Annotated in this window: 25 protein-coding genes; 13 read left to right on the top strand and 12 right to left on the bottom strand. The window is 60.4% G+C overall.

From position 1 onward, the window contains the following. Nucleotides 1-110: 110 nt before the first annotated feature. The 4 genes from V9T28_RS20955 (at nt 111) to coaA (ending at nt 3,808) form a co-directional block, all read left to right on the top strand. Nucleotides 111-1,532 carry an aminotransferase-like domain-containing protein gene (locus V9T28_RS20955; protein ID WP_245424170.1) on the top strand — a complete coding sequence of 474 codons (1,422 nt, stop codon included), beginning with the start codon at nt 111-113 and terminating at the stop codon, nt 1,530-1,532. Between the two features lie 163 nt (nt 1,533-1,695). Continuing rightward, nucleotides 1,696-2,460, top strand: a complete 765-nt coding sequence (gene hisF / locus V9T28_RS20950) for an imidazole glycerol phosphate synthase subunit HisF (protein ID WP_116401893.1) — start codon at nt 1,696-1,698, stop codon at nt 2,458-2,460. Then, nucleotides 2,460-2,783: a phosphoribosyl-ATP diphosphatase gene (locus tag V9T28_RS20945; RefSeq protein ID WP_116401892.1), complete on the top strand. Its 324-nt coding sequence runs from the start codon at nt 2,460-2,462 to the stop codon at nt 2,781-2,783. The genes hisF and V9T28_RS20945 overlap by 1 nt, the downstream gene beginning before the upstream one ends. 26 nt (nt 2,784-2,809) lie before the next feature. Further along, nucleotides 2,810-3,808, top strand: coding sequence for a type I pantothenate kinase (gene coaA, locus V9T28_RS20940; protein WP_116401891.1), 999 nt, complete (start codon nt 2,810-2,812; stop codon nt 3,806-3,808). Between the two features lie 8 nt (nt 3,809-3,816). Here coaA and V9T28_RS20935 read toward each other — a convergent pair whose 3' ends face one another. Further along, nucleotides 3,817-4,719, bottom strand: a complete 903-nt coding sequence (locus V9T28_RS20935; RefSeq protein WP_116401942.1) for a LysR family transcriptional regulator — start codon at nt 4,717-4,719, stop codon at nt 3,817-3,819. Between the two features lie 160 nt (nt 4,720-4,879). Between V9T28_RS20935 and V9T28_RS20930 the strand changes: the two genes are divergently transcribed. After that, nucleotides 4,880-6,115 carry an MFS transporter gene (locus tag V9T28_RS20930; RefSeq protein ID WP_116401890.1) on the top strand — a complete coding sequence of 412 codons (1,236 nt, stop codon included), beginning with the start codon at nt 4,880-4,882 and terminating at the stop codon, nt 6,113-6,115. 14 nt (nt 6,116-6,129) lie between these two features. Here the strand turns inward: V9T28_RS20930 and V9T28_RS20925 are convergent, their stop codons facing one another. The 5 genes from V9T28_RS20925 to V9T28_RS20905 form a co-directional block, all read right to left on the bottom strand. Beyond that, a complete protein-coding gene (locus tag V9T28_RS20925; protein ID WP_445242175.1) occupies nt 6,130-7,128 on the bottom strand; it encodes an adenosine kinase in 999 nt (332 codons plus the stop codon). A 186-nt stretch (nt 7,129-7,314) separates the two neighbouring features. Beyond that, nucleotides 7,315-7,689 carry a helix-turn-helix domain-containing protein gene (locus V9T28_RS20920; RefSeq protein ID WP_116401889.1) on the bottom strand — a complete coding sequence of 125 codons (375 nt, stop codon included), beginning with the start codon at nt 7,687-7,689 and terminating at the stop codon, nt 7,315-7,317. After that, nucleotides 7,686-8,267 (bottom strand): Smr/MutS family protein, encoded by a 582-nt coding sequence (locus V9T28_RS20915; RefSeq protein ID WP_116401888.1) that lies wholly within the window; start codon nt 8,265-8,267, stop codon nt 7,686-7,688. The genes V9T28_RS20920 and V9T28_RS20915 overlap by 4 nt, the downstream gene beginning before the upstream one ends. After that, the gene (gene mltA / locus V9T28_RS20910) at nt 8,264-9,409 is read right to left on the bottom strand and encodes a murein transglycosylase A (protein WP_116401940.1); all 1,146 of its coding nucleotides are present in this window, start codon (nt 9,407-9,409) and stop codon (nt 8,264-8,266) included. The genes V9T28_RS20915 and mltA overlap by 4 nt, the downstream gene beginning before the upstream one ends. A gap of 7 nt (nt 9,410-9,416) precedes the next feature. Then, nucleotides 9,417-10,139 (bottom strand): Tim44/TimA family putative adaptor protein, encoded by a 723-nt coding sequence (locus V9T28_RS20905; RefSeq protein ID WP_116401887.1) that lies wholly within the window; start codon nt 10,137-10,139, stop codon nt 9,417-9,419. A 185-nt stretch (nt 10,140-10,324) separates the two neighbouring features. On the opposite strand from V9T28_RS20905, the gene V9T28_RS20900 reads away from it, so the two are divergent. Continuing rightward, entirely contained in the window at nt 10,325-10,765 is a 441-nt protein-coding gene (locus V9T28_RS20900; protein WP_116401886.1) for an FxsA family protein, read from the top strand. A gap of 140 nt (nt 10,766-10,905) precedes the next feature. Next, complete coding sequence (gene secB, locus V9T28_RS20895; RefSeq protein WP_116401885.1) at nt 10,906-11,385, top strand: protein-export chaperone SecB; 480 nt, start codon at nt 10,906-10,908, stop codon at nt 11,383-11,385. A 37-nt stretch (nt 11,386-11,422) separates the two neighbouring features. Here the strand turns inward: secB and dnaQ are convergent, their stop codons facing one another. The 4 genes from dnaQ to V9T28_RS20875 all read right to left on the bottom strand — a co-directional run bounded on the left by dnaQ (nt 11,423) and on the right by V9T28_RS20875 (nt 14,264). Next, nucleotides 11,423-12,127, bottom strand: a complete 705-nt coding sequence (gene dnaQ, locus V9T28_RS20890; protein WP_116401884.1) for a DNA polymerase III subunit epsilon — start codon at nt 12,125-12,127, stop codon at nt 11,423-11,425. Between the two features lie 10 nt (nt 12,128-12,137). Next, nucleotides 12,138-12,725 carry a dephospho-CoA kinase gene (coaE, locus tag V9T28_RS20885; RefSeq protein ID WP_116401883.1) on the bottom strand — a complete coding sequence of 196 codons (588 nt, stop codon included), beginning with the start codon at nt 12,723-12,725 and terminating at the stop codon, nt 12,138-12,140. A 95-nt stretch (nt 12,726-12,820) separates the two neighbouring features. Continuing rightward, nucleotides 12,821-13,444, bottom strand: coding sequence for a Maf family protein (locus V9T28_RS20880; RefSeq protein WP_116401882.1), 624 nt, complete (start codon nt 13,442-13,444; stop codon nt 12,821-12,823). Next, nucleotides 13,431-14,264, bottom strand: a complete 834-nt coding sequence (locus V9T28_RS20875; protein WP_116401881.1) for a pyruvate, water dikinase regulatory protein — start codon at nt 14,262-14,264, stop codon at nt 13,431-13,433. The genes V9T28_RS20880 and V9T28_RS20875 overlap by 14 nt, the downstream gene beginning before the upstream one ends. Nucleotides 14,265-14,648: 384 nt before the next feature. On the opposite strand from V9T28_RS20875, the gene hemE reads away from it, so the two are divergent. The 4 genes from hemE to V9T28_RS20855 all read left to right on the top strand — a co-directional run bounded on the left by hemE (nt 14,649) and on the right by V9T28_RS20855 (nt 18,972). Further along, complete coding sequence (gene hemE / locus V9T28_RS20870) at nt 14,649-15,710, top strand: uroporphyrinogen decarboxylase (protein ID WP_116401880.1); 1,062 nt, start codon at nt 14,649-14,651, stop codon at nt 15,708-15,710. Between the two features lie 2 nt (nt 15,711-15,712). Further along, nucleotides 15,713-16,135: a protoporphyrinogen oxidase HemJ gene (hemJ, locus tag V9T28_RS20865; protein WP_116401879.1), complete on the top strand. Its 423-nt coding sequence runs from the start codon at nt 15,713-15,715 to the stop codon at nt 16,133-16,135. Nucleotides 16,136-16,385: 250 nt separating this feature from the next. After that, nucleotides 16,386-17,651: a transcription termination factor Rho gene (gene rho / locus V9T28_RS20860; RefSeq protein WP_116401878.1), complete on the top strand. Its 1,266-nt coding sequence runs from the start codon at nt 16,386-16,388 to the stop codon at nt 17,649-17,651. 103 nt (nt 17,652-17,754) lie between these two features. Continuing rightward, nucleotides 17,755-18,972, top strand: coding sequence for a multidrug effflux MFS transporter (locus V9T28_RS20855; protein WP_116401877.1), 1,218 nt, complete (start codon nt 17,755-17,757; stop codon nt 18,970-18,972). 5 nt (nt 18,973-18,977) lie between these two features. Here the strand turns inward: V9T28_RS20855 and V9T28_RS20850 are convergent, their stop codons facing one another. Continuing rightward, nucleotides 18,978-19,355, bottom strand: coding sequence for a hypothetical protein (locus V9T28_RS20850; RefSeq protein WP_116401876.1), 378 nt, complete (start codon nt 19,353-19,355; stop codon nt 18,978-18,980). 116 nt (nt 19,356-19,471) lie between these two features. Beyond that, nucleotides 19,472-21,517 carry a thioredoxin domain-containing protein gene (locus V9T28_RS20845; protein ID WP_116401875.1) on the bottom strand — a complete coding sequence of 682 codons (2,046 nt, stop codon included), beginning with the start codon at nt 21,515-21,517 and terminating at the stop codon, nt 19,472-19,474. Between the two features lie 58 nt (nt 21,518-21,575). Between V9T28_RS20845 and mnmE the strand changes: the two genes are divergently transcribed. Then, nucleotides 21,576-22,895: a tRNA uridine-5-carboxymethylaminomethyl(34) synthesis GTPase MnmE gene (gene mnmE / locus V9T28_RS20840; protein ID WP_116401874.1), complete on the top strand. Its 1,320-nt coding sequence runs from the start codon at nt 21,576-21,578 to the stop codon at nt 22,893-22,895. A gap of 493 nt (nt 22,896-23,388) precedes the next feature. Continuing rightward, nucleotides 23,389-25,239 (top strand): tRNA uridine-5-carboxymethylaminomethyl(34) synthesis enzyme MnmG, encoded by a 1,851-nt coding sequence (gene mnmG, locus V9T28_RS20835; RefSeq protein ID WP_116401872.1) that lies wholly within the window; start codon nt 23,389-23,391, stop codon nt 25,237-25,239. Nucleotides 25,240-25,506: the final 267 nt, after the last annotated feature.

The following is a 25,506-nucleotide window of genomic DNA, read 5'->3' as shown; positions in this document are numbered from 1 at the left end:
AATACCGAAACTGGCGGCAAACCGGTGATACTGGACCATTGGCCCCATCCGCTGCTATAAGGAATCGGCGGCACAGAATCTCAAAAGCACTTCTGGCGGATCTATATTGTGTGGGACATCTCGTGACGGCAAATAGGACAAAAACATTCGCCTTGTCCGCCAATGAGCAACCAAAAGCGGTTCGCATACCGACCTATTTGGAAATTGCCGGCGAACTGGAGGCCAAAATCAGATCCGGCGAATTGAAACCCGGCATCAAGCTCCCCCCGCAACGGAATTTTGCCAGGGAGCGGGGAATCAATGTTTCCACCGTGACGCGAGCCTATCGGGAACTCAAGAATCTTAATCTTGTCGTGAGCAGCACCAAGCGCGGAACCGTAGTCGTGCCGGAAACACTCATGCCTCGCGTGGACCGGTCGATGGCATCCCGCGAACTGATTGACCTGACGGTTAACCGGCCTGCTGTTGATGATTTCAAGCAACGCCTGGCTGATACTTTGCCGCTTCTTGCCAATGATCCACGCTTCTCCGAATTGCAAGAATATCAACCGCCGGAAGGCCCCGCCTGGGCGCGGGCGGCCGGCGGACGCTGGATTGCGCTCAATGGGTTTGAGCCTGACATCGACGATATTGTTCTGACAAGCGGCGCCCAACACGCCTTGCTGGCTGCGATCGGCAGCGTCATCAGGCCCGGCGACACCATAGCTGCCGACCGGCTGACCTATTACGGTCTAAGAGCTTTGGCGCAGATGTTCCAATTCAATATCGTCGGCATCGGCAGCGACCCAGAAGGACTCGCCGCTGACGAGTTGGACGATCTTTGCCGCCGCCAGCGGATCAAGGCTGTTTTCGTCATACCGTCGCTGCATAATCCTTGCGTGGTGACGATGAGCGAAGCGCGCAGACATGCGCTGGTAAAAATCGCCGAACAACACGATGTGACGATTATCGAAGATGACGTCTATGGCCCGATGCTGAAGGTGAGACCGCCCGCGCTGATCACATTGGCGCCAGAGCGCACGTATCATATTTCCGCATTGTCGAAGGCACTGGCGCCGGGATTGCGCATTGGCTATTTGCTTTGCCCGAACGGTCGTGCGGTGCTGGCGGCAGATGCCGTGCGCACGACAGCTTGGATGTCCAATCCGCTTAGTGCCCTAGTTGCAAGCCGTTGGCTGAATGATGGCACGGCCCAGGCGATTCTTAACGCGCAGCTCACCGAACTGCGGGCGCGCAACCTGATCGCAACGGCAATTTTGGCCGGCGCTGACTTTAATTTCGACCCGCGCTGCATGTTTATATGGTTGAAATTGCCCGCACCCTGGCGTTCGGACGAGTTTGCGGCCAACGCCAAAGCCAAGGGTGTCGCCGTCATGCCGGCAACGGCCTTCGCGGCCGATCGCCAACCTGTCGAACATGCCGTGCGAATTAACCTTGCCTGCGCATCCTCTCGCGACGAACTCGCAACGGCACTTCGCATTATAGCGACGACATTGGCAGACGGCCCAAGAGCCGTTTTTAGGTCGGTATGAAGGACGGCGCGCTGACGACCGGGGTTCATTTCGCCCAACCCAAAGGAGGCCTCAGGCCGCCCGGCAATCCTTGCGCCAAAGGCAACTTTTGACAAATTGGCCTATAAATCCCAGGCTCCAACGCTACCTTGACACAAGCGCGACAATCCCACAAAGCCTCGCCATGCTGAAATCCCGCATCATTCCTTGTCTCGATGTCAAAGACGGCCGTGTCGTCAAAGGCGTCAGTTTCCTCAATCTGCGCGACGCGGGCGATCCGGTCGAATGCGCGATCGCCTATGACGCGGCCGGCGCGGATGAATTGTGTTTTCTCGACATCACCGCGACCCATGAAAACCGCGGCATCCTGTTCGATGTCGTCGCGCGCACCGCCGGCTGCTGCTTCATGCCGGTCACGGTCGGCGGCGGCGTGCGCAAGCTCGACGATATTCGCAACCTGCTGCTCGCAGGGGCCGACAAAGTGTCGATCAATTCGGCCGCCGTCGCCAACCGCGCCTTCGTGAAGGAGGCGGCGGAAAAGTTCGGCAGCCAATGCGTCGTGGTGGCGATCGACGCGAAGAATGTCGCGCCCGGCAAGTGGGAAATCTTCACCCATGGCGGCCGCAAGGGCACCGGCATCGACGCGGTGAATTTCGCCCGCGAAGTGGCGGAGCTCGGCGCCGGCGAAATCCTGCTCACCTCTATGGACCGCGACGGCACGAAGGTCGGCTTCGATCTTGAGCTCACCCGTAGCGTCGCCGATGCGGTGTCGATCCCGGTCATCGCCTCGGGCGGCGTCGGCACACTCGATCACCTCGTCGACGGGGTGAAAAAGGGCCATGCCAGCGCGGTTCTCGCGGCCTCGATCTTCCATTTTGGCGAATATACGATCGGCGAGGCCAAAACCCATATGGCGCAAGCCGGTATCCCGATGCGGATGGATAGCTGATGTCTGCTTTTACCCTGGATGATCTCGCCGGCCTGATTGCGGCCCGCGCCAAAGCCTCGGGCGACACGTCCTACACCCGCAAATTGCTCGACGGCGGCCAGCCGCTCGCCGCCAAGAAGCTCGGCGAGGAGGCGGTCGAAACCGTGATCGCGGCGATCCAGGGCGACAAAAAGGCGCTGAAAATGGAAGCCGCCGACGTGCTGTATCATCTGCTCGTCGTCTTGCAGGCTGGCGGCGTTCCGTTGCAGGATGTTATGGACGAATTGGCACGGCGCACCGGTCAATCCGGTTTGGAGGAGAAGGCCGCGCGGCAAACGCAATAAAAGGGACACTGTGATCCGCCCTCGGGATGACAGATGCGCCTGGGGGGCGGGCTGAAATGGATCAACGCGTGACGAGCAATTCCGAAGAGGCCGAACTTTCACCGTACCGGCATTTCAGCCGCAGCGAATGGGCGGCCCTTCGCGCCGACACGCCGCTGACCCTGACCATCGACGATCTCGCCAAGCTGCAATCGCTGAACGACCCGATTTCGATCGAGGAAGTCGTCGCCATCTATCTTCCGCTCTCGCGCATGCTCGCGCTTTATGTCGCGGCGACTCAGGGGCTGTTCAAGGCGACCCAGCGCTTCCTCGGCGCCGAGGATGGCAAAGTGCCTTACATCATCGGCGTCGCCGGCTCGGTCTCCGTCGGCAAATCGACGACGGCACGCGTGCTGCGCGCGCTGTTGTCGCGCTGGCCGAATACGCCCAAGGTCGACCTCGTCACCACCGACGGTTTTCTCTATCCGAATGCCGAGCTGCAGGCGCAAGGCCTGATGGAGCGCAAAGGCTTTCCCGAAAGCTACGACGGCACCGCAATCATTCGCTTTCTCGCCGATGTGAAGGCCGGCAAGCATCATGTCCAGGCGCCGATTTATTCGCATCTCGTCTATGATGTGGTGCCGGGCGAAACGGTCACCGTCGACCGGCCGGACATTTTGATCTTCGAAGGCCTGAACGTTTTGCAACCCAATCGCGGCGGCAAGGAATTGCGCGAAATTCCGTTCGTTTCCGACTTCTTCGATTTCTCTATCTATCTCGATGCGACCGAGGCGCAATTGGAGTCCTGGTATGTCGCGCGTTTCATGAAATTGCGCGAGACGGCCTTCCGCGATCCCAGCAGCTTCTTCCGCAAATTCGCCGACCTCTCAGACACCGAAGCCGTCGAGATGGCGAAATCGGTCTGGTCGCAGATCAATCTGCCGAACTTGCGCGAGAATATCCTGCCGACTCGGCCGCGCGCGAGCCTCATCCTGAAAAAAGGGTCCGACCATCAGATCGAGCGCGTCTCGCTGCGCAAATTGTGAGCGGCCCCTTAGCGGCCCCAGGCGACAGGTTTTGCCGGTTCCTTGTCCGCGATCACGAAGTCGACGAAGGCGCGCAGCCGCGGCGTCATGAAGCGGCTCGACGGCCAGAGAATATAAAACGGTATCTCGCGGCAATGATCCTGTAGCACAGGCACAAGTGCGCCGCTCGCCAATTGCTCTTGGATGGCGATATCGGGAATCGATGCAAGACCCATCCCCGCTTCGGCAAGCCGCAATTGCGGCTCCAGCGTGTTGACGACCATGGCGGCACCCGGTTGCCAATCCGCCTCGACGGTGCAACCAAGCGCCCAATCCTGCAGCTTTCCCGTCGCGGGCAGGCGATAGTAGATGCAATCGTGCGTAGCCAAATCTTCCGGACGCATAGGCGTGCCGCGCCGGCGCAGATAATCGGGCGCGCCGACGATCAGCAGGCGGAACGATCCGACCTTGCGGCCAATCAGCGTGGAATCATGCGGCTCTCCCGTGCGGATCACCGCATCGAACCCCTCGTCGATCACATTGACCAGACGATCGGAGCAATCGATTTCGAGTTGAATGTCGGGATAGGTGTTGCGAAATTCGGTCAACTTCGGGATGGAAAGAACGGCCATCAGCGGCACGCTGATCTTCAACCGGCCGCTCGGCTTGCCGCGAACTTTTGAAAAATCCGATTCGGCCCGTTCAAGCTCCTCAAAGATCCGCCGGCAGCGTTCGAGAAAACACGCGCCTTCCGCCGTCAAGGTGATCGCGCGCGTGGAACGCTGAAAAAGATGGACACCAAGCTTCTGTTCGAGCCGCGCGACCGCCTTGCTCACGGCGGAGGAGGAAATGCTCAGCCGCCGTCCGGCCAGCGTAAAGCTTCCGGCATCGGCCACCTGCACGAAGATATTGAGCGGACCCAAACTATCCATCATGACATCTTACTCGCGCGATTCATGACCGTTTTGTCAGAACTGTTTGGATATATGGCCGTGTTGTCCACAATCAATCATCTGCTAGCTCCTGCTTAACAGCGCCGCCCGCTTGCGGCGGCCTCGCGCGGCCCCTGCCGCGTCCCATCAGGAGTTTTGGATGACCTCGCCATCTTGCCTCGAAACCGAGCCTCGTCTTGCAGGACCGGCCAATCCCACCGATCGCAGCAACCGCCTGCCTCTCGCCAAACTCGCGGCCTTGACGTTCGCCGCCTTCATCGCCTTGCTCACCGAAATCATGCCGGCCGGGCTCCTGCCGCAGATCAGCGAAGGGCTTCGGATTTCGGACAGTCTGTCCGGCCAGTTCATCGCCACCACCGGCATCGGCGCGATGCTGGCCGCGATTCCTTTGATGCTGACGACGCAAGGGATCTCGCGCAAGCGTCTGACGCTGATCGCGGCCGGTGGGCTCGTGGCGATGAATTGCGTCACCGCTTTGTCCGACCAATATGTCATCACCCTCGGCGCGCGGTTCTTGGGCGGCATTTTCATCGGCCTGAATTGGTCCGTCGTTTTTGTCTATGCGCTTCGTCTCGTGCCGCCGCATCTGGCGGCCCGGACCATCGCGATCATGACCCTGGCGATCCCGCTTGCCTTCACCCTCGGCGCACCGACGGTGGCTTTCCTCGGCAAAATCATCGGCTGGCGCGAAACCTTCTGCATCGTTGGCCTTTGCGGCATTTTGGATCTTATGTGGATGGCGATCGCCTTGCCCGATGCCGCCGGCCATGCGCGCCAAGCCAAGGTGCGGCTCGTCCCGACATTCTTTTTACCCGGGCTGCGGGCGGTGCTTTTTGCGACGCTCACCTATGTACTGGCCTACAGCATCCTTTACACCTATATCGCTCCGTTGCTCGCCAACGCGCATTTGACCGAGCATGTCGACTCGCTGTTGCTGATTTTCGGCGGCGCATCGGTCTTGGGTGTCATCGTCTCCGCAATCTGGGCCGACCGCTGGCTGCGCGGCATGATCCTCGGCTCGACGCTCCTTTTCGCCGCTTGCGCCATCGCGCTTGGCGCGTGGAACGAGTCGCCAAGCGCCGTAACTCTTGCCATCGCCTTTTGGGGGATTGCCTACGGGATAGGCCCGGCGCTGCTCACCGCGGCGACGTCGCAAACCGGGGGCGAAGCCGCGGATGTCGCGCAAGCGTTTCTGGTGACGGTCTGGAACCTTTCCGTTGCCGGCGGCGGCGTGATCGGCGGCTTCGTCCTCAGCCAATTCGGGATCGCACCGTTTCCCTGGATTGCCGCCGGTCTGCTCGCATTGAGCCTTGCCACGATCTGGCTCGCCAAGAGCCATGGCTTTCCCAAAGCCGCGAAGGCCGTGCCAACTTGAAAGAAACGTCTCGTCTATCCAAGCCCATGCATCTTGGCGTGCTGGGCAAGATCGAGCTGCGGGCGGGCGCCCAGGTGCTGAATGATCTCGGCGGCGGCAAGTCCCCCGAGATTGGCGCAGGTGACGTAATCGGCGCCTTTGGCAAGACCATAGAGAAAACCACCGGCAAACAAATCGCCGGCGCCGGTCGTATCGACGAGCTTGTCGATCGGGAAGGCGGGAACCACATGGGTCGCTTGGCCTTCGACAACCATCGACCCAAGCTCCGACCGCGTGACGATGCCAAGCACGTTCTCATCGCGCAGCGCCGACACCGCCGTTTCGAAATCGCTCGTCTCATAGAGCGATTTCACCTCGCTCTCATTGGCGAAGACAATGTCCACGATACCTTTGCGCATCAGGTCGAGAAATTCGGCGCGATAGCGATCGACACAAAACGAATCCGACAAGGTGAGGGCGACGCGCCGGCCCGCCTTGTGGGCGATATGCGAGGCCTTGACGAAAGCATCCTTGGCGGCGGGCGGGTCCCACAAATAGCCTTCGAGGTAGACGATGGCGGAAGATTCGACGAGTCGCGAATCGATGTCCGCGACGGACAGATTCTGCGACGCGCCGAGATACGTATTCATCGTGCGCTCGCCGTCTTCGGTGACGAAGATGAAGGAGCGCGCGGTCGCGGGACCGTCCTTCGGCTGCAGCGTCGCGAAATGCACGCCGGTCGAGCGTAGATCATGCGCGAAAAGATCGCCGACATCGTCGGCCTTCACCTTGCCGATATAGGCGGCACGGGCGCCGAGGCTTTGCACGCCGACGATCGTATTTGCGGCCGAGCCGCCGGAGATGATCGTCGCCTGGCCCATGGCCCCATAGAGATGCTCGGCGCGCTCTTCGTCGATCAGGTTCATCGCGCCCTTTGGAATGCGCTCCCGCACCAGAAACGCATCGTCCGCCCGGGCGATGACGTCCATGATCGCATTGCCGATTCCGAGCACATCGTAACTTTGGGTCATCATCGCATCCGAGTTCAAAAAGCCTGCCCCTGTCGCATTGCTGGTGCGGGGCGTCAAGCGCGGAAACCTTGTACCAAAGGTCGCGGACGCGACCTTTGGACCGCTCTTCATTTTTCGCTATCGCCTTGAAAAGGCGAAAAATGAAGAAAGGAACCAACGGTCACTCTTCGTGACCGTTGGTATTACGCCTCAGCCCGTCTTCCGCTTGGTTTTGCGCTCCTCGAGAATGGCGAGCATGGCGGCCAAATCCTCGGGCTCCAGCCCCTTGACCTCGCGCGCCAAACGGTTGGCGAGTTCGGTGGCGCGCGAGGACAGGCCCGACGTGTCGACAATGACGCGCGGGGCCGAGAGTTGGGCGAGGCGATTGAGCTCGTCCGCCTCGTCCCAAATAATGTTGAAATAGGCGATCGTATGCTGCACGAACCGCCACGGCGGCTTGCCACGATGGCCATGCTCCAGCGCTGAAAGATAGGCGGCCGACACGCCGAAATCGGCGGCCAGCGTTTTCAGCGTTATGCCGCGCGCTTCGCGCAATTCGCGCAGCTTTTCGCCGAACGGCGTCATGGGTGGCGCCCCAGGCGGCGGATCCGGACGTAAAGCGCGCCCGCCCCGCCATGGGCGATCGATGCTTCCTCATAGCCGACAACGACGCTGCGCAATTCGGGACTCGCCAGCCATTGCGGCACGAACCGCCGTAAAATGCCACCTTCGCGGCCATAACCCAATTCGTCGCGCACCGACTTGCCCTTGCCCGTGACCACGACCACCAGTTTGGCGCCATCCGCTTGCGCGCGCAGAAGAAACCCGATCAGCGCGTCATGCGCCGCGCTCTGGCGCAACCCATGCAAATCGATCACGCCATCGACCTCGATCCGCCCCCGGCTCACCTTCTGCCGCATACGCCGCTCCAGCGGCACGAGCGGCGGCAAAGCGGGCTTGGCCGGCGGCGGCGCTACAGGATCCGTTTTGGATCGTGCCGAGCTTGCAGCGGGCGGTTTGGCAGGAGCCGGACGTGCGGGCGCCGGTGGACGGTGGACGCCGGGACGCGCTTTGACATGCCGCGTCACGTGTAGCCACAGCTCGATATCTTCGTCGCTCAGCCGCCGGTCGCCGGATTTGAGCAGCGTGCGCGGTTCCTTCACGGCACACTCCCCTTGGGCAGAAACACGACGAACCGGCCGGAATGCCGGATTCCGCCGGCGCGCACGCCGGCCTCGTCTCCCGTGCCGAAAAACACGTCGGCGCGCGCTGCGCCCAGAATCGCCGAACCGGTATCTTGCGCGATCATGAGGCGGCGAAAGCCGGTCGCGTACTCGCCTTGCCATGGCATTTCGGACTCGATCCAGAACGGCAATCCGTAGGGCCAAGTGCGCCGATCGACCGCGATCGAGCGCAGCGGCGTCAGCCACACGCCGGCCGCGCCAATTGGCCCCTGGGCGGGATCGGCGGCACTGCCGCCGCGGAAGAAAACGTAAGAACGGTTTCGCTGCATGACGTTGCGGCCCTCATCGCCCTCGTTCAGACCATGATCCCGCAGCCAGGATTTAAGCCGTGCCAATGACATTTCGGCCAAGGGCACGCCATGTTCCTCGACGATCAGGCGGCCGATCGACGTATAGGGCTGACCGTTACGGCCGGCATAGGTCAGGCGCAGCAAATCTCCGTCGGGCAGGCGCACGCGGGCCGATCCCTGCACCTGAATGAGAAAGACTTCGACCAGGTCGCGCAGCCACACGACCGGCTTGGTATGGCGCGTGATCGCGCCGCGTTCGATCTCGCTGCGCATCGGATAAGGCTCGAGCGCGCCATCAGCACGCCGCCGGGCCGCCGCGAGGCCTGGATCGAAACCGTCGGGGCGCGGTGTGCCCTCGTTCAGTGTCACGAGATCGTCGGGCCGAGCCAGAATGGGCGCGGCAAATTCAGCTGTTTCTGTAGGCGAACCGGCAACCTCCGGTTCGTAATAGCCGGTCAGGAAATTGGCGCGCTCGTCGCGCGAGTCCGGCGCCGGCCTGATTTCGCACGGGACGAAATGCGTCGAAAAAAAAGCACAAGCCTCAGCCTGCCCCAGTTCCGCCCGCAGGCTCGCAACGCGGCGGAACAGGTCCGTCAACTTTGCGTCCACCGGCACGCCGGGCCGCAAGGGCGGTGTGCCGGCAAGATGTGCCTCCGCCGTGCGGCGGAACGTCTCGAACGCCGCGCTCAGATCGTCTTCGGCAAATCCCACAAGATCGGCAAAAACAAGCGGGCACAGGGTTGCGCCGCTAGGTCCCAAAAACGGCTCCATCCTCACATCAAGCATCGGAATGGGTGGTGACGAGCAGCCAATTGGGATTGCGCGAACCGATATCGCGCTCGAAGGTCCAGACGTCGGTGACGTCGGCCACCTTGCCCGCCTCGCCGGCAACCACGGCGCCGGCCTTGTCATAGGTCGCGCTGATCAATTTCGACACGAATCGCACGACGATATGCGCCATGCGGCCGCGCACGTCCGCGGATTCGATACAGGCTTGGTCCATCGACACGAATGTCGTCTCGACCCGCTCGCCGCGTTCCCGGCGCTCGCCGATCACCTGGGCGAAGGAGGCGTAGACATCCGGCGCCAGAAGAGGCTTGAGGGTTTTGGTGTCGCCGGCGGCGAAAGCAGTCAGAATGATCTCGTAGGCCGAACGCGCGCCGCTCAGAAATGACGAACCGGAAAAGGCGGGGTCCGCAACCAGGATCGCATCAAGGCCTTTATCCGCGGACGAGCCCTCTGCGATCACACCCTTCCAGCGGTCCGGATCGGTGATCGGCTTGACCGGCGTCGCGTCATTGGCCGGAACGGGCATGCGCAATGCATTGGTGTTCTGGCCGAAACCCGGTCGGGTATCCTCTTTGGGCGACGGGTTCTGAAACGGGTCGAACGGCGGCCGCTCATGGCCGTTTCGGGTCCCGAGCACAGTATACAGCCACCACACCACAAGCGCCGCGGCCACGGCAAGGATCAGTGTGGAGATATCGTACGACCCGGTCATTCACCCATCTCTAATTCGTCTGTAATTCGTCAAAGGGTCTCTCGGGACCCCTTGGGATCTTCACCCCATTGTCATATATCATGGGCCGGGCGAAGACACCGATTGATATATAGCCCTGTTCCGCTGGCCTGACGAGGTTTTCGGATTCCGCGGCAGGATGTTGGTTTCGCCCTAAGAGGTTGATCATGCGCCGCAAACACATCGTGATTCTCGCCGTTCTGGCTTGGTTCGTGGCCGAATGGTACGCTTTTTGGGCAGTGGCGGAGGCAATCGGCCTCGGTGGAGCCCTGCTCTTGGGCCTCGCGACCAGCATTTTGGGCGGACTCCTGCTGAAAAAACTCGGCCAGGACACGATCGCCGCCTTGCGCCGCAATTTGGACGGCGGCGTGCTGCGCGAAAGCGCGGTGGTCGACGGCACATTGACGGCGATTGGCGCTATTCTGTTGATTTTGCCGGGATTTCTTTCCGACGTCGTGGGCTTCGTCCTCGCCCTACCGGTCATCCGGCAATGGCTGACCGGCCGCTTGGCGCCGGCGCCAGCCTTTACCGCCCCGCGCGCGCCCAAACAACCCAAGGTGGTCGATCTTTCCGCCGATCTGTGGAAGCCTGTCGACGAGCCGCGATAGGAGTGGAACGCGGCCCGCTTTTTGCGCACCGGTCCCACCTTGTTCGCTGTGATCATCCGTGCTACGCGGCGGCGGCGCTAGGGCACGGAACCTAGGCCAACCGTAGATTCGCACGATTTCCCACCCTGAGGAGACCTCCCATGGCCGAGGCCAATGGCAAAGCCGCCCAAGACACCGAGGCTGCCCCGCAACTCGCCGTTCTCGCGCAATATATTAAGGACCTGTCCTTCGAGAACCCGCGCGCGCCGCAATCCTTGGAGGGCCAGCAAGGCCAACCGGGCCTTTCCGTGAATGTCAATGTGAACGGCAAGCAGGTGGGCGATCACCTTTTCGAGGTCAATTTGATGATCGAAGGCTTCGCCGGCGATGCCGCCAAGCCCTTGTTCAAATTCGAACTCGATTATGCCGGCATTTTCCGGGTGGCGAATTTCCCGCAGGAACATGTACATCCGGTCGTCATGATCGAATGCCCGCGGCTCCTCTTCCCCTTCGCCCGGCAGATCATCTCCTCCACGGTCTCCAATGGCGGTTTCCCGCCGCTCAATCTCGACCCGATCGACTTTGCCTCGCTCTACGCCCAACGCATGGCGGAGTCGGCCGCGGTGCAAGCCAAGACTTGAGCGAAAAAGCAGCCGTATAGCGCGAAAACGGACCCTTTCACTGGTCCGTTTTTTCTTTTGAATATTGCGCCCAAATAGATTGTTCGCCGAGCGTCGCGACGAAGGTGCGATGGGCGGCAAGCTCTTCGTCGGTCACGCGCGGCGGCAACGGCGTGGGGCGCGTCTTGACCCGCGACTTGCCCGCCTCCTGGCGCATCGCCACCACGTTGGAGCTCAATCCAAGCGCGGCCTGCCGGCCGCCGCTCAGCTCGGCATAGACTTCGGCGAGAATCTCCGCGTCCATCAATGCGCCGTGCTTGGTGCGGCGCGAATTGTCGATGCGATAGCGCTGGCACAGGGCATCGAGATTGTTGGGCGCGCCTGGATGCTTGCGCCGCGCGATCGCCAGCGTATCGACCACATTCTCCATGCCGATCGTCTCGCGCCCGGCGCGTTTCAATTCGGCATTGATGAAACGCATATCGAATTCGGCGTTGTGAATGACCAAGCGCGCGTTGCTGATGAAGGCGAGAAAGTCGTCGACGACAGCGGTAAACACTGGCTTGTCGCTCAGGAACTCGCTCGACAGGCCGTGCACGTTGAACGCCTCCATCGGCATGTCGCGTTCCGGATTGATATAGACGTGGTAGGTCTGGCCCGAAGGGATCTGATTGACGATTTCGACACAGCCGATTTCGACGAGCCGATCGCCCTTGTTGGGATCGAGCCCCGTCGTTTCGGTATCGAGAATGATCTCACGCATCGTTATCAACCTAATCTAGTGCGCTGAGCGCCCGCAACAGATCCCGCACCTGCCGCCTGGTGAAATCGAGATCCCCCGCCGTATCGATCACGACATGCGCCCGGCGCCGCTTCTCCGCATCCGGCATCTGTTTGGCGAGAATGGCGTGGAAGCGCGCTTCGCTCATTCCTTCGCGTGTTAGCACGCGCGCCTTTTGCACGGCGAGCGGCGCCGAGACGACGACGACCATATCCACGTACTTATCCCCACCCGTTTCGAAAAGCAGCGGAATATCGACAACCGCGACGCGCGCACCGTTCTTTTCAGCCTGCTGCAAAAACGCGTCACGCATCTCGCGCACGAGCGGATGGATGATCGATTCCAATTTTGCCAATTGCTCGGGATCGTGCAGCACTTGTTGCCCGAGCAAGGCGCGATCAATGGCGCCGGCGCGACTGACCCCTGGAAAGGCCGCTTCGATCAACGGAACGGCCTTGCCGCGATAAAGCGCATGGACACTCGCATCGGCATCATCGACCGGAACGCCCATAGCGCGGAAAACCGCCGCCACCGTCGATTTGCCCATGCCGATGGAGCCGGTGAGACCAAGAACGAGCATGACGAAGGCCTCACAAATACAAGTTTATACACAGCCTATACAGGACTTATGCACAAGCTGTCACGCGCATGGACTTCCTTGCTGCGCAAAACCTGTCAGCCGATCATCAGGTCCAAGCGCCGCAGGGCCGCAAGCAATTTCAGCAGCGGCAACCCCAAGATCGTCGAATGATCGCCTTCGACCGTCTCGAACAAGTGCATGCCCGTACCCTCGATCTGATAGGCGCCGACGCACTGTAACGCCGCGTCCCCTATCGCATCGAGATAGGCGGCGATGAAGTCGCCCGACATCTTCCGCATGGACAGGCGCGCTTCGCTGGACTCTTCGGCAATGACATCGCCGCGCGCAACGAGGCTGAAGGCGGAGATCAAGCGATGCGTCTTGCCGGCAAATTGCTGCAACTGGGCCGCCGCGTCCTGCATCGTCTCGGGCTTATGAAAGATCGTGCCGTCAAGACACAGGATTTGATCGCAGCCCAGAACATAATGTTTGGGATGGTGCGCACTGACGGCCAATGCCTTGGCGCGGGCCAGATGCCGTGCGAGACTTTCGGGCGATCCGCCATGTTCGCGCTCGAGAGCCCGCTCGTCCACCTGAGCTGGAACGGCAGTGAAAGCGAGACGAGCGGCACGCAGAAGATCCTGGCGGACGGCGCTTTTCGAAGCGAGCAGCAGCGGCCTATCGCCGCGCCAGAATGTCGGCCGATCAGGCTTGGGCAATGAACTTCATCCGATGCGCCCGGTAAAGATCGATTATCGCCGCTGCGGTCTCCTCGATCGAGCGCCGAGTGACGTCGATCACTGGCCAGCCATATTGATTGAACAGCCGCCGCGATTGCGCGATCTCTTCGGCGACGGACATTTTATCGACATAGGGCGTTTCGATATCAGCATTCAAGCTGAGCAGACGGTTTTGCCGGATCTGCACGATGCGCTCGGGCGACGCGAACAGGCCGACGATGAGCGGATTGCGCAGATCGGAAAGACCGGCCGGCGGCGGCACGCCCGGCACGATCGGAATATTCGCCGTCTTGATCCCGCGATTGGCGAGGTAGATCGAGGTCGGCGTTTTCGACGTGCGACTAACGCCCAAAAGCACCACGTCGGCCTCCTCCATATTGGCGGGCATCTGACCGTCGTCGTGCAACATCGTGAAATTCAGCGCGTCGATCCGTTTGAAATAATCGGCATTGAGCATGTGCTGCGCGCCGGGCCGCGCATCGGAGACGGTGCCGAGATAGGACTGAAACAAGTTCAGAATCGGCTGCAGCACCGAAAAGCAGGGCGAACCGCTCTCCTTGCAGGCTGCCTCCAGCTTTTCGATCAGGTCCTGTTCTACCAATGTGTAGAGAACGATGCCGGGCGCATTGTCGATTTCGGAGATCACCCGGTCGAGTTGCTGGGTACTGCGCACCAGCGGATAGACGTGCTCGATCGAGGAAACGCCCTGATACTGGGCGGATGCCGCCCGACCGACGGAAATCAAGGTTTCGCCGGTCGCATCCGAGACGAGATGCAGGTGGAAATAATTGCGGCTCATCGGGACGCTCTCATCTTTTCACAGGCGGGGAGGGAGCTTGTGGAAAACGCGGGACAGGTCGGCCGCAAACAGGCGGACTGGGGACAGGATGACGATTTCGCGACGACCCATCAACAGTAAAGATGAGGTGAATGAAATAAGATACTCCTTCTCTGAGAAACGGGGATAACGGGGAGAAAATCTTAACAATACCTTAACATAGACCTAGGTTACCGTTTGAAAACCTTAACGAATTATTAATGGGCGTAAGCGTGCGCAAGCCGCCGCGCGAAGCGGTAAATTTACGATTAACGCGGGGATGGAATGTGCGGGCTTGCGGATAATGACAATCCAAGCTCTAAGCACAGCAGACACAGAGTCAAAGATTTAAAAAGATATTTAGATATGACCTTGAACGTCCGTGCTTCCTCTCAAGCCAAGCCGCTGCTTCGCGTCTTGCAAGGCGAACACATTGCCCAGCGTCCGGTCTGGCTGATGCGGCAGGCGGGGCGGTATCTGCCCGAATATCGCGACATAAGAGGAAGCGCCAAAAGCTTTCTCGATTTTTGCTATTCGCCCAAGCTTGCCAGCGAGGCGACCTTGCAGCCCATCCGCCGTTTTGGCTTCGACGGGGCGATCCTCTTCAGCGATATTCTCGTCATTCCCGATGCGCTGGGACAAGAGGTCTCGTTCGAGGTCGGCGAGGGGCCGAGACTGAAGCCGATCGAAACCGCAGCGGACCTTGCGCGGTTACACGATAGGATCGATTTGAAGCGCCTTGCGCCGGTTTTCGAGACCATCCAGCGGGTGCGACCCGAGCTGCCAGCGGATGTGGCTTTTCTGGGCTTCTGTGGCGCGCCCTGGACCGTTGCAAGTTACATGATTGCCGGTCGCGGCACGCCCGATCAGGCACCGGCCCGGCTCTTCGCCTATCGCTTTCCGGACCTGATGGAACGGCTGATCGACAAGCTCATCGACGCCTCCATTGCCTATCTGAACGAGCAGATCGCCGCCGGCGTGGATGCGGTACAGATCTTCGATTCCTGGGCAGGCGTCTTGCCTGCGGGCGAGTTCGATAAATGGTGCCTCATCCCCCTGCAAAAGATCATCGGCGGGGTCAGGAGTAAGCATCGGCAAGCGAAGATCATCGCGTTTCCGCGCGGCGCCGCATCGCATCTCGTCCGGGTCGCGCGGCTGTCGGGAGCCGATATGATCGGTCTCGATACGGCAGTCGACCCTGTTTTCGCCCAGCGGGAGGTACAGAGCCTCGTGCCGGTGCAAGGCAATCTCGATCCGCTCGCGTTGCTTGCAGGGGGCAAGGCGCTAGATCACGCGGTGGACGGCATTTTGAAGGCTTTCGCCAAAGGCGGCCATGTCTTCAATCTCGGCCACGGCATTCTGCCCGAGACGCCGATCGCCCATGTCGAGCAAATGCTGAAGCGCATTCGGACCTTTTCGGAGATATGATCATGTATTTATGGATCAAGGCGCTGCATGTGATTGCGGATTTCGCCTGGATGGCGGGAATGCTCTATCTGCCGCGCCTGTTCGTCTATCACGCCGAGACGCCGGTCGGCTCGCCGCAATCGGAGACGTTCAAGGTGATGGAACGCCGGTTGCTGAAGGCGATCATCAATCCCGCCATGGTGGTGGCATGGCTGACCGGGCTGTGGCTCGCTTATGAAAGCGAAGCCTATAAACAGGGCTGGTTTCACGCCAAATTTGCGTTGGTTCTTCTTCTTTCGGCGGTGCACGGCATTCTGGTCGGCAAAGTGCGTGCCTTCGCCGAGGATCGGAACGTAAAATCTTCAAAATATTACAGGATTTTGAACGAAATCCCGACGGTCCTGCTGATCGGCATTGTCATTATGGTGATCGTACGACCGTTCTGACTTGAACGGCGTTCAAGCCCTATCTTGTTCGCCTAGGTTCAAAAAGATTTGGGCTCTCTTGCCAAAGATCTGGAATCAGCATAAATGATGAATTCCCTCCCTATGCAGTTGGATGTTTCTTAACTTTTGCGTGGCGCAAAATTCCGCGCTGAAACATCGGAGCGCAACGTCTGTTTGCGCTTGAATGAGCTGCTTTCTCCCCCTTATGGGCCACGGAGAACGTGGCTCTTTTCCAGGATAACCCCCCACAATGCGGGAAATTAAACTTCAAGAATTAAAAGCCAAATCCCCGACTGAATTGCTCTCCTTTGCCGAAGAACATGAGGTCGAAAACGCCTCGATCATGCGCAAACAAGAATTGATGTTTGCCATCTTGAAGCAACTGGCCAGCCGAGAGATCGAGATTATCGGCGAAGGGGTCGTCGAAGTGCTGCAGGACGGTTTCGGCTTCTTGCGCTCGCCGGACGCCAATTACCTGCCCGGTCCGGACGATATCTATGTGTCGCCGTCACAGATCCGCCGTTTCGGCCTGCGCACGGGCGATACGGTCGAGGGGATGATTCGCAGCCCTAAGGAAGGCGAGCGCTATTTCGCGCTGCTCAAAGTCACGACGATCAATTTCGAAGATCCGGAAAAAATTCGGCACAAGGTGCATTTCGACAATCTGACGCCACTTTATCCGAACCGGCGGTTGCGGCTCGAGATCGAGGATCCGACCCGCAAGGATTATTCTGCCCGCGTCATCGATATTGTCTCGCCGATCGGTATGGGCCAGCGCGCACTTATCGTCGCGCCGCCGCGCACCGGTAAGACGGTGCTGCTGCAGAATATCGCGCAATCGATCACCGCCAACCATCCCAATGTTTATCTGATCGTGCTTTTGATCGACGAACGGCCGGAAGAAGTCACTGACATGCAGCGGTCGGTCAAAGGCGAGGTCGTGTCTTCGACCTTCGACGAGCCGGCGCAGCGGCACGTACAAGTGGCGGAAATGGTGATCGAGAAGGCCAAGCGTCTGGTCGAGCATGGCCGCGATGTGGTCATTCTGCTCGATTCGATCACCCGTCTCGGCCGCGCCTATAACACCGTCGTGCCGTCGTCAGGTAAGGTGCTGACCGGCGGTGTCGACGCGAACGCGCTGCAGCGGCCGAAGCGCTTCTTCGGTGCGGCGCGCAATATCGAAGAAGGCGGCTCGCTCACCATCATCGCCACCGCCCTGATCGATACCGGATCGCGCATGGACGAAGTGATCTTCGAAGAATTCAAGGGCACGGGCAATTCGGAAATCATCCTCGACCGCAAAGTGTCCGACAAGCGCGTCTTTCCGGCAATCGACATCACCCGCTCCGGCACGCGCAAAGAGGAACTGCTGGTGCCGCCGGACGTGCTCAAGAAAATGTATGTGCTGCGCCGCATTCTCAACCCGATGGGGACGGTGGATGCCATCGAATTCCTCTTGGGCAAGTTGCGCGAGACCAAGGTCAATGCGGATTTCTTCGAGAAGATGAATACCTGACGCGCGTTCCAACTGGGGCGCGGCTGTTGCCAGATCTGGTCGCGCGCCCTAGCTTAGCTGGACCAGTTCGATTTTTGATCTCTGGAAAAGCGATTCTTCCGTCATGAAACCCAAATTTGTCGGCTACGCCGTGGTGCTTGGCTTGCTGAGCGCCATCGGCCCATTTGCCATCGACATGTATTTGCCCGCCTTGCCGGCGATCAAGGCGACGCTCGGCGCCGATACCGGCACCGTGCAAATGAGCCTGATGGCGTTTTTCATCGCGATCGGCGTGTGCCAGCTGATCTATGGCCCTTTGTCCGACATGCTGGGTCGGCGTATGCCGCTCTATTTTGGCCTCGGCATTTTCATGGTCGGCAGCCTCGGCTGTGCGCTCGCGAAGGACATTCATGTCCTGATGGGCTTCCGCTTTTTGCAGGGGATCGGCGCGTGCGCCGGCATGGTCGTCCCTCGGGCCGTGGTCCGAGATCTCCATACCGGCCCCGAGGCGGTGCGGCTCATGTCGTTGCTGATGCTGGTTTTCAGCGTGTCGCCGCTGCTCGCCCCGCTCACGGGCAGTTTCATCATTGCCTGGGCAACCTGGCGCATGATCTTCTGGATGGTGATCGTTGCGGCGCTTGGCGGCATCGTTCTGATCGCGATTTTCCTGCCTGAGACCCGTCCACCATCCGCCCGAACCGAAAGCGATTTCAAATCGGCTTTTGCCGGCTATCGCACATTGATGACCGATCTGCCGTTCCTGGGAATCACGTTCATCGCCGCGTTCGGCATCAGCAGCTTTTTTGCCTATCTCGCCAATTCGGCCTTCGTGCTGATTGAACATTACGGCCTCACGCCAACCCAATATAGCCTATGCTTCTCGCTGAATGCGGCAGCGTTCTTCGCGGCTGCGCAGAGCAACGGCATGCTCGCCGCGCGCTTCGGTCTTCGGAACGTCGTTCGTTTTGCGACCTTCGGCTATGTGGTGCCGATGCTGCTTTTGGCGGGCCTTGTGCTTGCCGGCGTCAATCATATTCTCGTGCCGATGGTGCTGTTGTTCATCGGCTATGCTTTTCTCGGCCTGGTCATTCCAAATTCCGTGGTGCTGGCGTTGGAAGATCATGGCAAGATCGCCGGCACGGCCTCGGCGCTGATGGGCACGTTGCAATTTTTGACCGGCGCCGCGGTGATGGCCGTGACCAGTGCGCTCGGCGGCACGTTACAGGTGATGATTCTCGCGATTGCCGTCTGTGCACTCGTGTCCTTCATCCTCGCGCAGATCACCCTCGCAAGCCGCCGGCCACCACATACTATGGCGGCGATCGAATCGTCCGCCGAATAGATCGATTAAAATTTCGACCAGCATATTTTCGCGCGGGCGTTGATCCAACATGCGTTATCATTGCTGCGCGTTACTGTCCCGAGCGAACTGTTTGCATGTGTGGAGCGGGGTGTCTCGTTCCACCATGCTTCGGCGTTGTCGCTATTGCCTGGAACGACGTTCACATAGGCAAAATAGGGCGAACCGGCATTGGGGCCTTGTGACTCCCCTGTTCCGATGCTGAAACTGCCGTCGGAATCTGCATCGACATTGCATCGCCCGTTCAGGTAATTTTTGCCGTCGACTTGCAGCAAACATTTGGCGGGGAATGCCTGTGCGCCGCTGATTGCGGCAAGGACTATCAACGGCACCATAGTCCAAACGATGAGCAGTGCGGATCGCATCACGACCTCCTTTGAACGGTCGCGAGCATCATGCACCAGCTAGCGCACAAAATGCACTGCCGAACGCAAGACGTCTGAATTCGATTATGAACCTAGTTTATTGAAGCTGCCGCGATCTAAGAACGTTCACCTGACAAAACGGCTCGCAAATCTGCGGTGCTATAGATTGGCAGAGAGCAGGTGCCCGCCGAACAAATGAAAACGGCGCCGTGCTTAGCCAAGGCACGTTGCGCCTGCGTCGGGTGATGATCCGGCAATGTCCCCTCGCCAAAATCGACGATGATGCGATTGAGCGGCGATGCACCGGTGGCGGCTTGGCGCAAAGCATCGAGATCCTTGCCGATGAGGACGATTTCCTTGGCGCGCAGGCGATAATCGAAACCGCTGAGTAAAGCACAATGCCCAAATGGATTTTTTGCAATCGCCGCTGTGACACTGTGTAAAAGCGCGTCGGCCTTGTCGCGCCACGTCTCGTCGCCCGTGAAGGCCGCAAGCTCGATCAATGCCTTGAGCCAGACACTATGGGCGTTCGGCACAGCATCGTCGCTTGTCGGACTGAGTTTGACGATCAAGTCTTGCGCGTCGTTCGCCGCTTGCGTCAGCAAGCCAGACACAGGATCGAGATGATAGGTTTCAAGCGCGCGCGCCCAATCGAGTGCCCACGCGAGAAAGGTCGGATCATCGGGCCGCGCCTGCTGCAAGCAGAGGGCCGCGCGGATCATCTGGACATGGTCAAGGGCAAATCCCGGACGGACCGCTTGCCCGCCGCGAAAGGAATGGCCGATGCGCTCATGTCCATCGGCGCCGCGATAGGCGAGGGATTGTACGATGCCATGAAAAGCCCGCTCCGCCATGGCGATCCAGTCCCGACGCTGCAAGCTCAATCCGGCCTGGACCAGGGCCGCAATCATCAGGCCATTCCAATCCGCCAGGATCTTGTCGTCCAGCCCTGGGCGAATGCGGGCGCCGCGGCGGGCCAAGAGCTTCTGCCGCAGTCCCTCGAGACGGCCTTCTTCTCCGGCCTCGCCGAGCGGCATGTCGAGCCGGTTCAAAATGATGGTGCTTTGACCGGTGTGTTCGTCATGCCAATTGCCGGCCTCGGGACAATCGTAGAACCGGGCAAAAAAAGCGGCATCTTCCTCGTCCAGAACATCCGCGATCTCGGTCCAACTCCAGACGTAGAACTTGCCTTCCACACCCTCGCTGTCGGCATCGAGGCTGGAGAAGAAAGCACCCGTTTGCGGATCGGTCATTTCCCGCACGAGCCAATCGACCACGCCCTCCATCCGGGCGCGGAACAGCGGCTCGCCCGTGGCCTGATGGGCAAGATTGAGTAGGTCGAGCAGTTGCGCATTGTCGTACAGCATCTTCTCGAAATGGGGCACCAGCCAGCGCGCGTCGACCGTGTAACGGGCGAAGCCGCCACCAAGGTGATCGTAAATGCCGCCCTGGCAAATCCGCCGCAAGGTGTGCAGCAACGCTTCACGCAAATGCGCATCCTCCTGCCGGTCGGCGCCGCGCCAGAGGAATTCGAGGATCGGTGCATTGGGAAACTTCGGTGCGCCCGACAGACCGCCGTTGACCGGGTCAAGTGCCTGGCCGAGCCGTTCGGCCAATCCGTCGAACATGGCAGGGGTGAGATCGAGATCCGTACGGCCCGTCGTTTCCGATCGGAGGGCTTCCGTGAGGGTCATCGTATTATGCGTGATCCGGTCCGGATCCGATTGATAGATTCGACGTACTTCCCGCAAAACGGTCTTGAAGGCCGGCTGGCCATATCGGGCTTGCGGCGGAAAATAAGTGCCGCCCCAGAAGGGCTCGCCGGACGGGGTCAGGAACATGGTGAGCGGCCAACCGCCATGCTGACCGAGCGCGTGCAGTGCGCTCATATAGATATGGTCGATGTCCGGCCGCTCCTCGCGGTCGACTTTGATATTGACGAAGAGATCGTTCATCAGATCGGCGGTTGCCTGATCCTCGAAACTCTCATGCGCCATCACATGGCACCAATGGCAGGCGGCATAGCCGATGGACAAGAGAATCGGCTTGCCCAATCGCTGCGCTTCGGCCAAAGCCTCCTTGCCCCACATCTGCCAATGGACCGGATTGTCCCGGTGTTGCAGCAGATAGGGGCTCAGCGAGTGGTCGAGTTCGTTGCGCATGGCGGGATCCGTCGTGATATCTTGCGATTATCGGGTTGTGGACAGGTAAAGCCAGGGGATTTTTGTGCAGCAGGAGACAATCTTCGCGCTTGCGACAGGGGCGGGCAAAAGCGCGATCGCCATCATTCGAATTTCCGGACCGCAAACACGGGATGCATTGCAGGCCCTGGCGGGCCTTGTGCCGGTGCCGCGTCTGGCGACGCTCGCGGCCTTGCGCGATGCGAAGGGCCGTGTCCTGGATCAGGCTTTGGTGTTGTGGTTTCCTGGTCCCAGTAGCTTTACAGGTGAGGATTGCGCGGAACTGCACCTGCACGGCGGCCGCGCCGTCATCGCCGGTGTTATTTCCGCCCTGGCCGCCCTTGCAGGATGTCGCCCGGCGGAGCCTGGCGAGTTCACCCGCCGCGCCTTCCTAAACGGCAAAATGGACCTGACGGAAGTGGAGGGTCTTGCCGATTTGATCGACGCCGAGACTCAGGCCCAGCGGCGACAGGCCCTCCGCCATCTCGACGGCGCGCTCGGACAACAGGCGGAACGGTGGCGCGAGGCGCTGCTGCAGGCGCAAGCTGCGGTAGAAGCGGAGATCGATTTTTCCGATGAAGGCGATGTTCCGGCCGATGTCGCTGCCGCCATGGCGGTGCGTGTTCAGTTTGTTTTGCAGGATCTTCGCGCGCTGCTTGCGGCACCGCCGGTGGGGGAGCGGATCCGCGACGGATTTCACGTGGTCATTGCCGGTCCGCCCAATGCCGGCAAGTCGACGTTGATGAACGCGCTGGCGAGGCGGGACGTCGCAATCGTCTCCGCTCAGGCCGGAACGACGCGCGATCTTCTGGAGGTCCATCTCGAACTCGACGGACTGCCGGTGGTGCTGGTCGACACGGCCGGGCTGCGCGCGGCGAGCGATGAGGTGGAGCAGGAGGGTGTGCGCCGCTCGCTCGCCCGGGCGGAGCGGGCCGATCTGATTTTGAGCTTGCGCGAGATCGGGCAGGGCGGGGCGGATCTGATCGTCGCATCAGACGCGCCGCAGCTCGATGTCCTCACCAAAGCCGATGCGCATCCGGGCGCCACCGCGCACAAGAGCCTGGTCATTTCCGCCCGCACTGGCGCAGGGCTCGACCGATTGGTGGCGGAGGTCGCGAACCGGGCACGGGCCGGGTTGGTCGGCGGCGAGGGTGGCCTGATCACTCGGGAGCGGCATCGCCAGGCCTTGCAGGCAGCAGAAGCCTGTCTCACGCGTTTGATTGAGTCGCCAAATCTGCCCATTGAGCTGGTGGCAGAAGAATTGCGCCTGGCGGCCAACGAACTGGGCCGGATTTCAGGCCGGATCAGTCCTGAGGATATCCTGGGTCAAATCTTTTCGAGTTTCTGCATCGGCAAGTGAGGCAATGTTTCACGTGAAACATTGGAGGGATGTCAAAACACGGGACCGACGGCGCCAAGCATCGGTCTAAATGACAGCCTCGCCATCATTGCGAGGAGCGGAGCGACGAAGCAATCGACCTGCATGAAGAACAAGAGGCTCCCGAAGCTGGAGACCCTGTCCGCTGCGGAGATGGATCGCTTCGCTGTGCTCGCAATGACGATCTGCGGGTCTGACGAATTCTATTCATCCGATTGTTCTGAAGCCCCGTTTACCTCGAGAATCCAGCAAAACTCCGGATGCGTCGCACACCAAAACGTGATATCGGAAGCGCCGAGCATTGGTCCAAATGACGGCCTCGCCGTCATCGCGAGGAGCGGAGCGACGAAGCAATCCACCTGCATGACGGACAAGAGGCTCTCGTAGTTAGGGGCTCTGGCTGCTACGGGGGATGGATTGCTTCGCTTCGCTCGCAATGACGGGGTGGCAGGTGTCCATCAAATTCGAGTAAAACATGTCCCAGGTTTTTGACGTCATCGTTGTTGGAGGCGGGCACGCGGGCTGCGAGGCTGCGAGCGCGGCGGCGCGCATGGGCGCGCGCACGGCTCTGGTGACGCATCACTTCGAGACGATCGGCGCCATGTCCTGTAATCCGGCGATCGGGGGCTTGGGCAAAGGTCATCTCGTGCGCGAGATCGATGCGCTCGATGGGCTCATGGGCCGGGTTGCGGATCAAGGCGGCATTCAGTTTCGTGTCTTGAATCGTCGCAAAGGCCCTGCGGTGCGCGGCCCGCGCGCCCAGGCCGACCGGAAGCTTTACCGTCTGGCGATGCAGGCGGCGATCCGGGAGACCAACAATTTGACGGTGATTGAGGGCGATGCGTTCGATCTCGAGTTGCAAAATGGCCGGGCCGAGGCTCTTTTGATGGCGGACGGCCGCCGCTTCGCCTGCGGCGCCTTGGTCCTATCCTCCGGCACCTTCCTGCGTGGTCTCATTCATATGGGCGAGGTACAGATCCCGGCCGGACGCGTCGGCGAGGCGCCGTCGGTCGGCTTGTCGGCCACATTGGAGCGCTGCGGCTTCGCGCTCGGCCGCTTGAAGACGGGCACGCCGCCACGGCTGAACGGGAGGACGATCGATTGGGCGTCGTTGGAGCGGCAGCCGGGCGATGACGTTCCTGAACCCTTTTCCGCCCTCACCGATCGGATCACCAACCCGCAAGTCGATTGCCATATCACGCGCACGACCGAAACCGGACACGACATCATCCGCGCCAATATCCACCGCGCACCGATGTATTCTGGCCAAATCGCCGGCCGTGGACCGCGTTACTGTCCGTCGGTCGAGGATAAGATCGTCCGCTTCGCCGATCGCGACAGCCATCAGATTTTCCTGGAGCCGGAAGGGCTCGACGACGACACGGTCTATCCGAACGGGATTTCCACCTCCCTACCCGAGGATGTGCAGAAGGCCTTTATTGCAACGATTCCCGGGCTGGAGCGCTGCGAGATTCTGCGTCCGGGCTATGCGATCGAATATGATTTCATCGACCCGCGCGAACTAAAGCCGACGCTGGAGACCAAGCGGGTGGCCGGTCTATTTCTGTCGGGTCAGATCAATGGCACGACCGGCTATGAAGAGGCAGGGGCGCAAGGGCTGGTCGCCGGCATCAACGCGGCGCTTACCGCGTCCGGTGCGCCCGGCCTGACCTTCGATCGGGCCGAAGCCTATCTTGGGGTGATGATCGACGATCTCATCACGCGCGGCGTCACCGAGCCCTATCGGATGTTCACGTCCCGGGCTGAATATCGGCTGACTTTGCGGGTCGACAATGCCGATCAACGACTTACGGCCAAGGGCCTTCAAGCCGGCTGCATCGGAACAGCGCGATGGCAGGCTTTCGAGCAGCGGCATCAGGCCCTGCGTGAGGGGCGGGAACGACTCGAGTCCCTGACGTTGACGCCGACCGAAGCGGCCAAACACGGCCTTGCGCTCAATCGGGACGGGATCCGCCGCTCGGCTTTCGAGCTCTTGTCCTATCCGGAAATCGAGCTGCCGCAGCTTTGCGGCATCTGGCCTGAACTCAAGTCGATCGCGCCCAATATTGCGGCTCAGCTCGAAATCGACGCCAAATATGCCGTGTATTTGGAGCGGCAGCAGACCGATATCGATCGTTTCCGGCGGGACGAGGATCTCGCCTTGCCTAACACGCTGGATTACGCGGCGATTGCCGGCCTATCGCACGAACTGCGGCAGAAACTCGATCAGGTTCGCCCGGCAACCCTTGGCCACGCCGGGCGCATTGAAGGCATGACACCGACCGCGTTGACGCTGTTAGCCGCGCGCGTTCGCCGGCGCGCCTGAAGAGCGTACTGGTCGGCGGAATCTTGGCCCAGTTCACGGTTTTGAACTGGTTTCAGGGGACAGCGCGAGTTCGGATTTGCGGACGGGCCTCTGAAATATGGGCAGCCCGTCTAAGCTCACTGAGAGCGAAGCAATCCACCCTCCTGCGAATCTCGGGTGCAACCAACCGAATCAGTGACATCAACTTAACGAGAATGCTACGTTTTGCCCGGAAGGGCGGCGCGTTCAAGGACCTAAAGTCGCAGCATAAATTCTTCTGGAGCGGTT

The organism is Methylovirgula sp. 4M-Z18 (assembly GCF_037890675.1).
Classification (GTDB): Bacteria; Pseudomonadota; Alphaproteobacteria; order Rhizobiales; family Beijerinckiaceae; genus 4M-Z18.
Note: the sequence above shows the minus strand (reverse complement) of the source record. Positions and strands in the feature narration are given on the sequence as shown.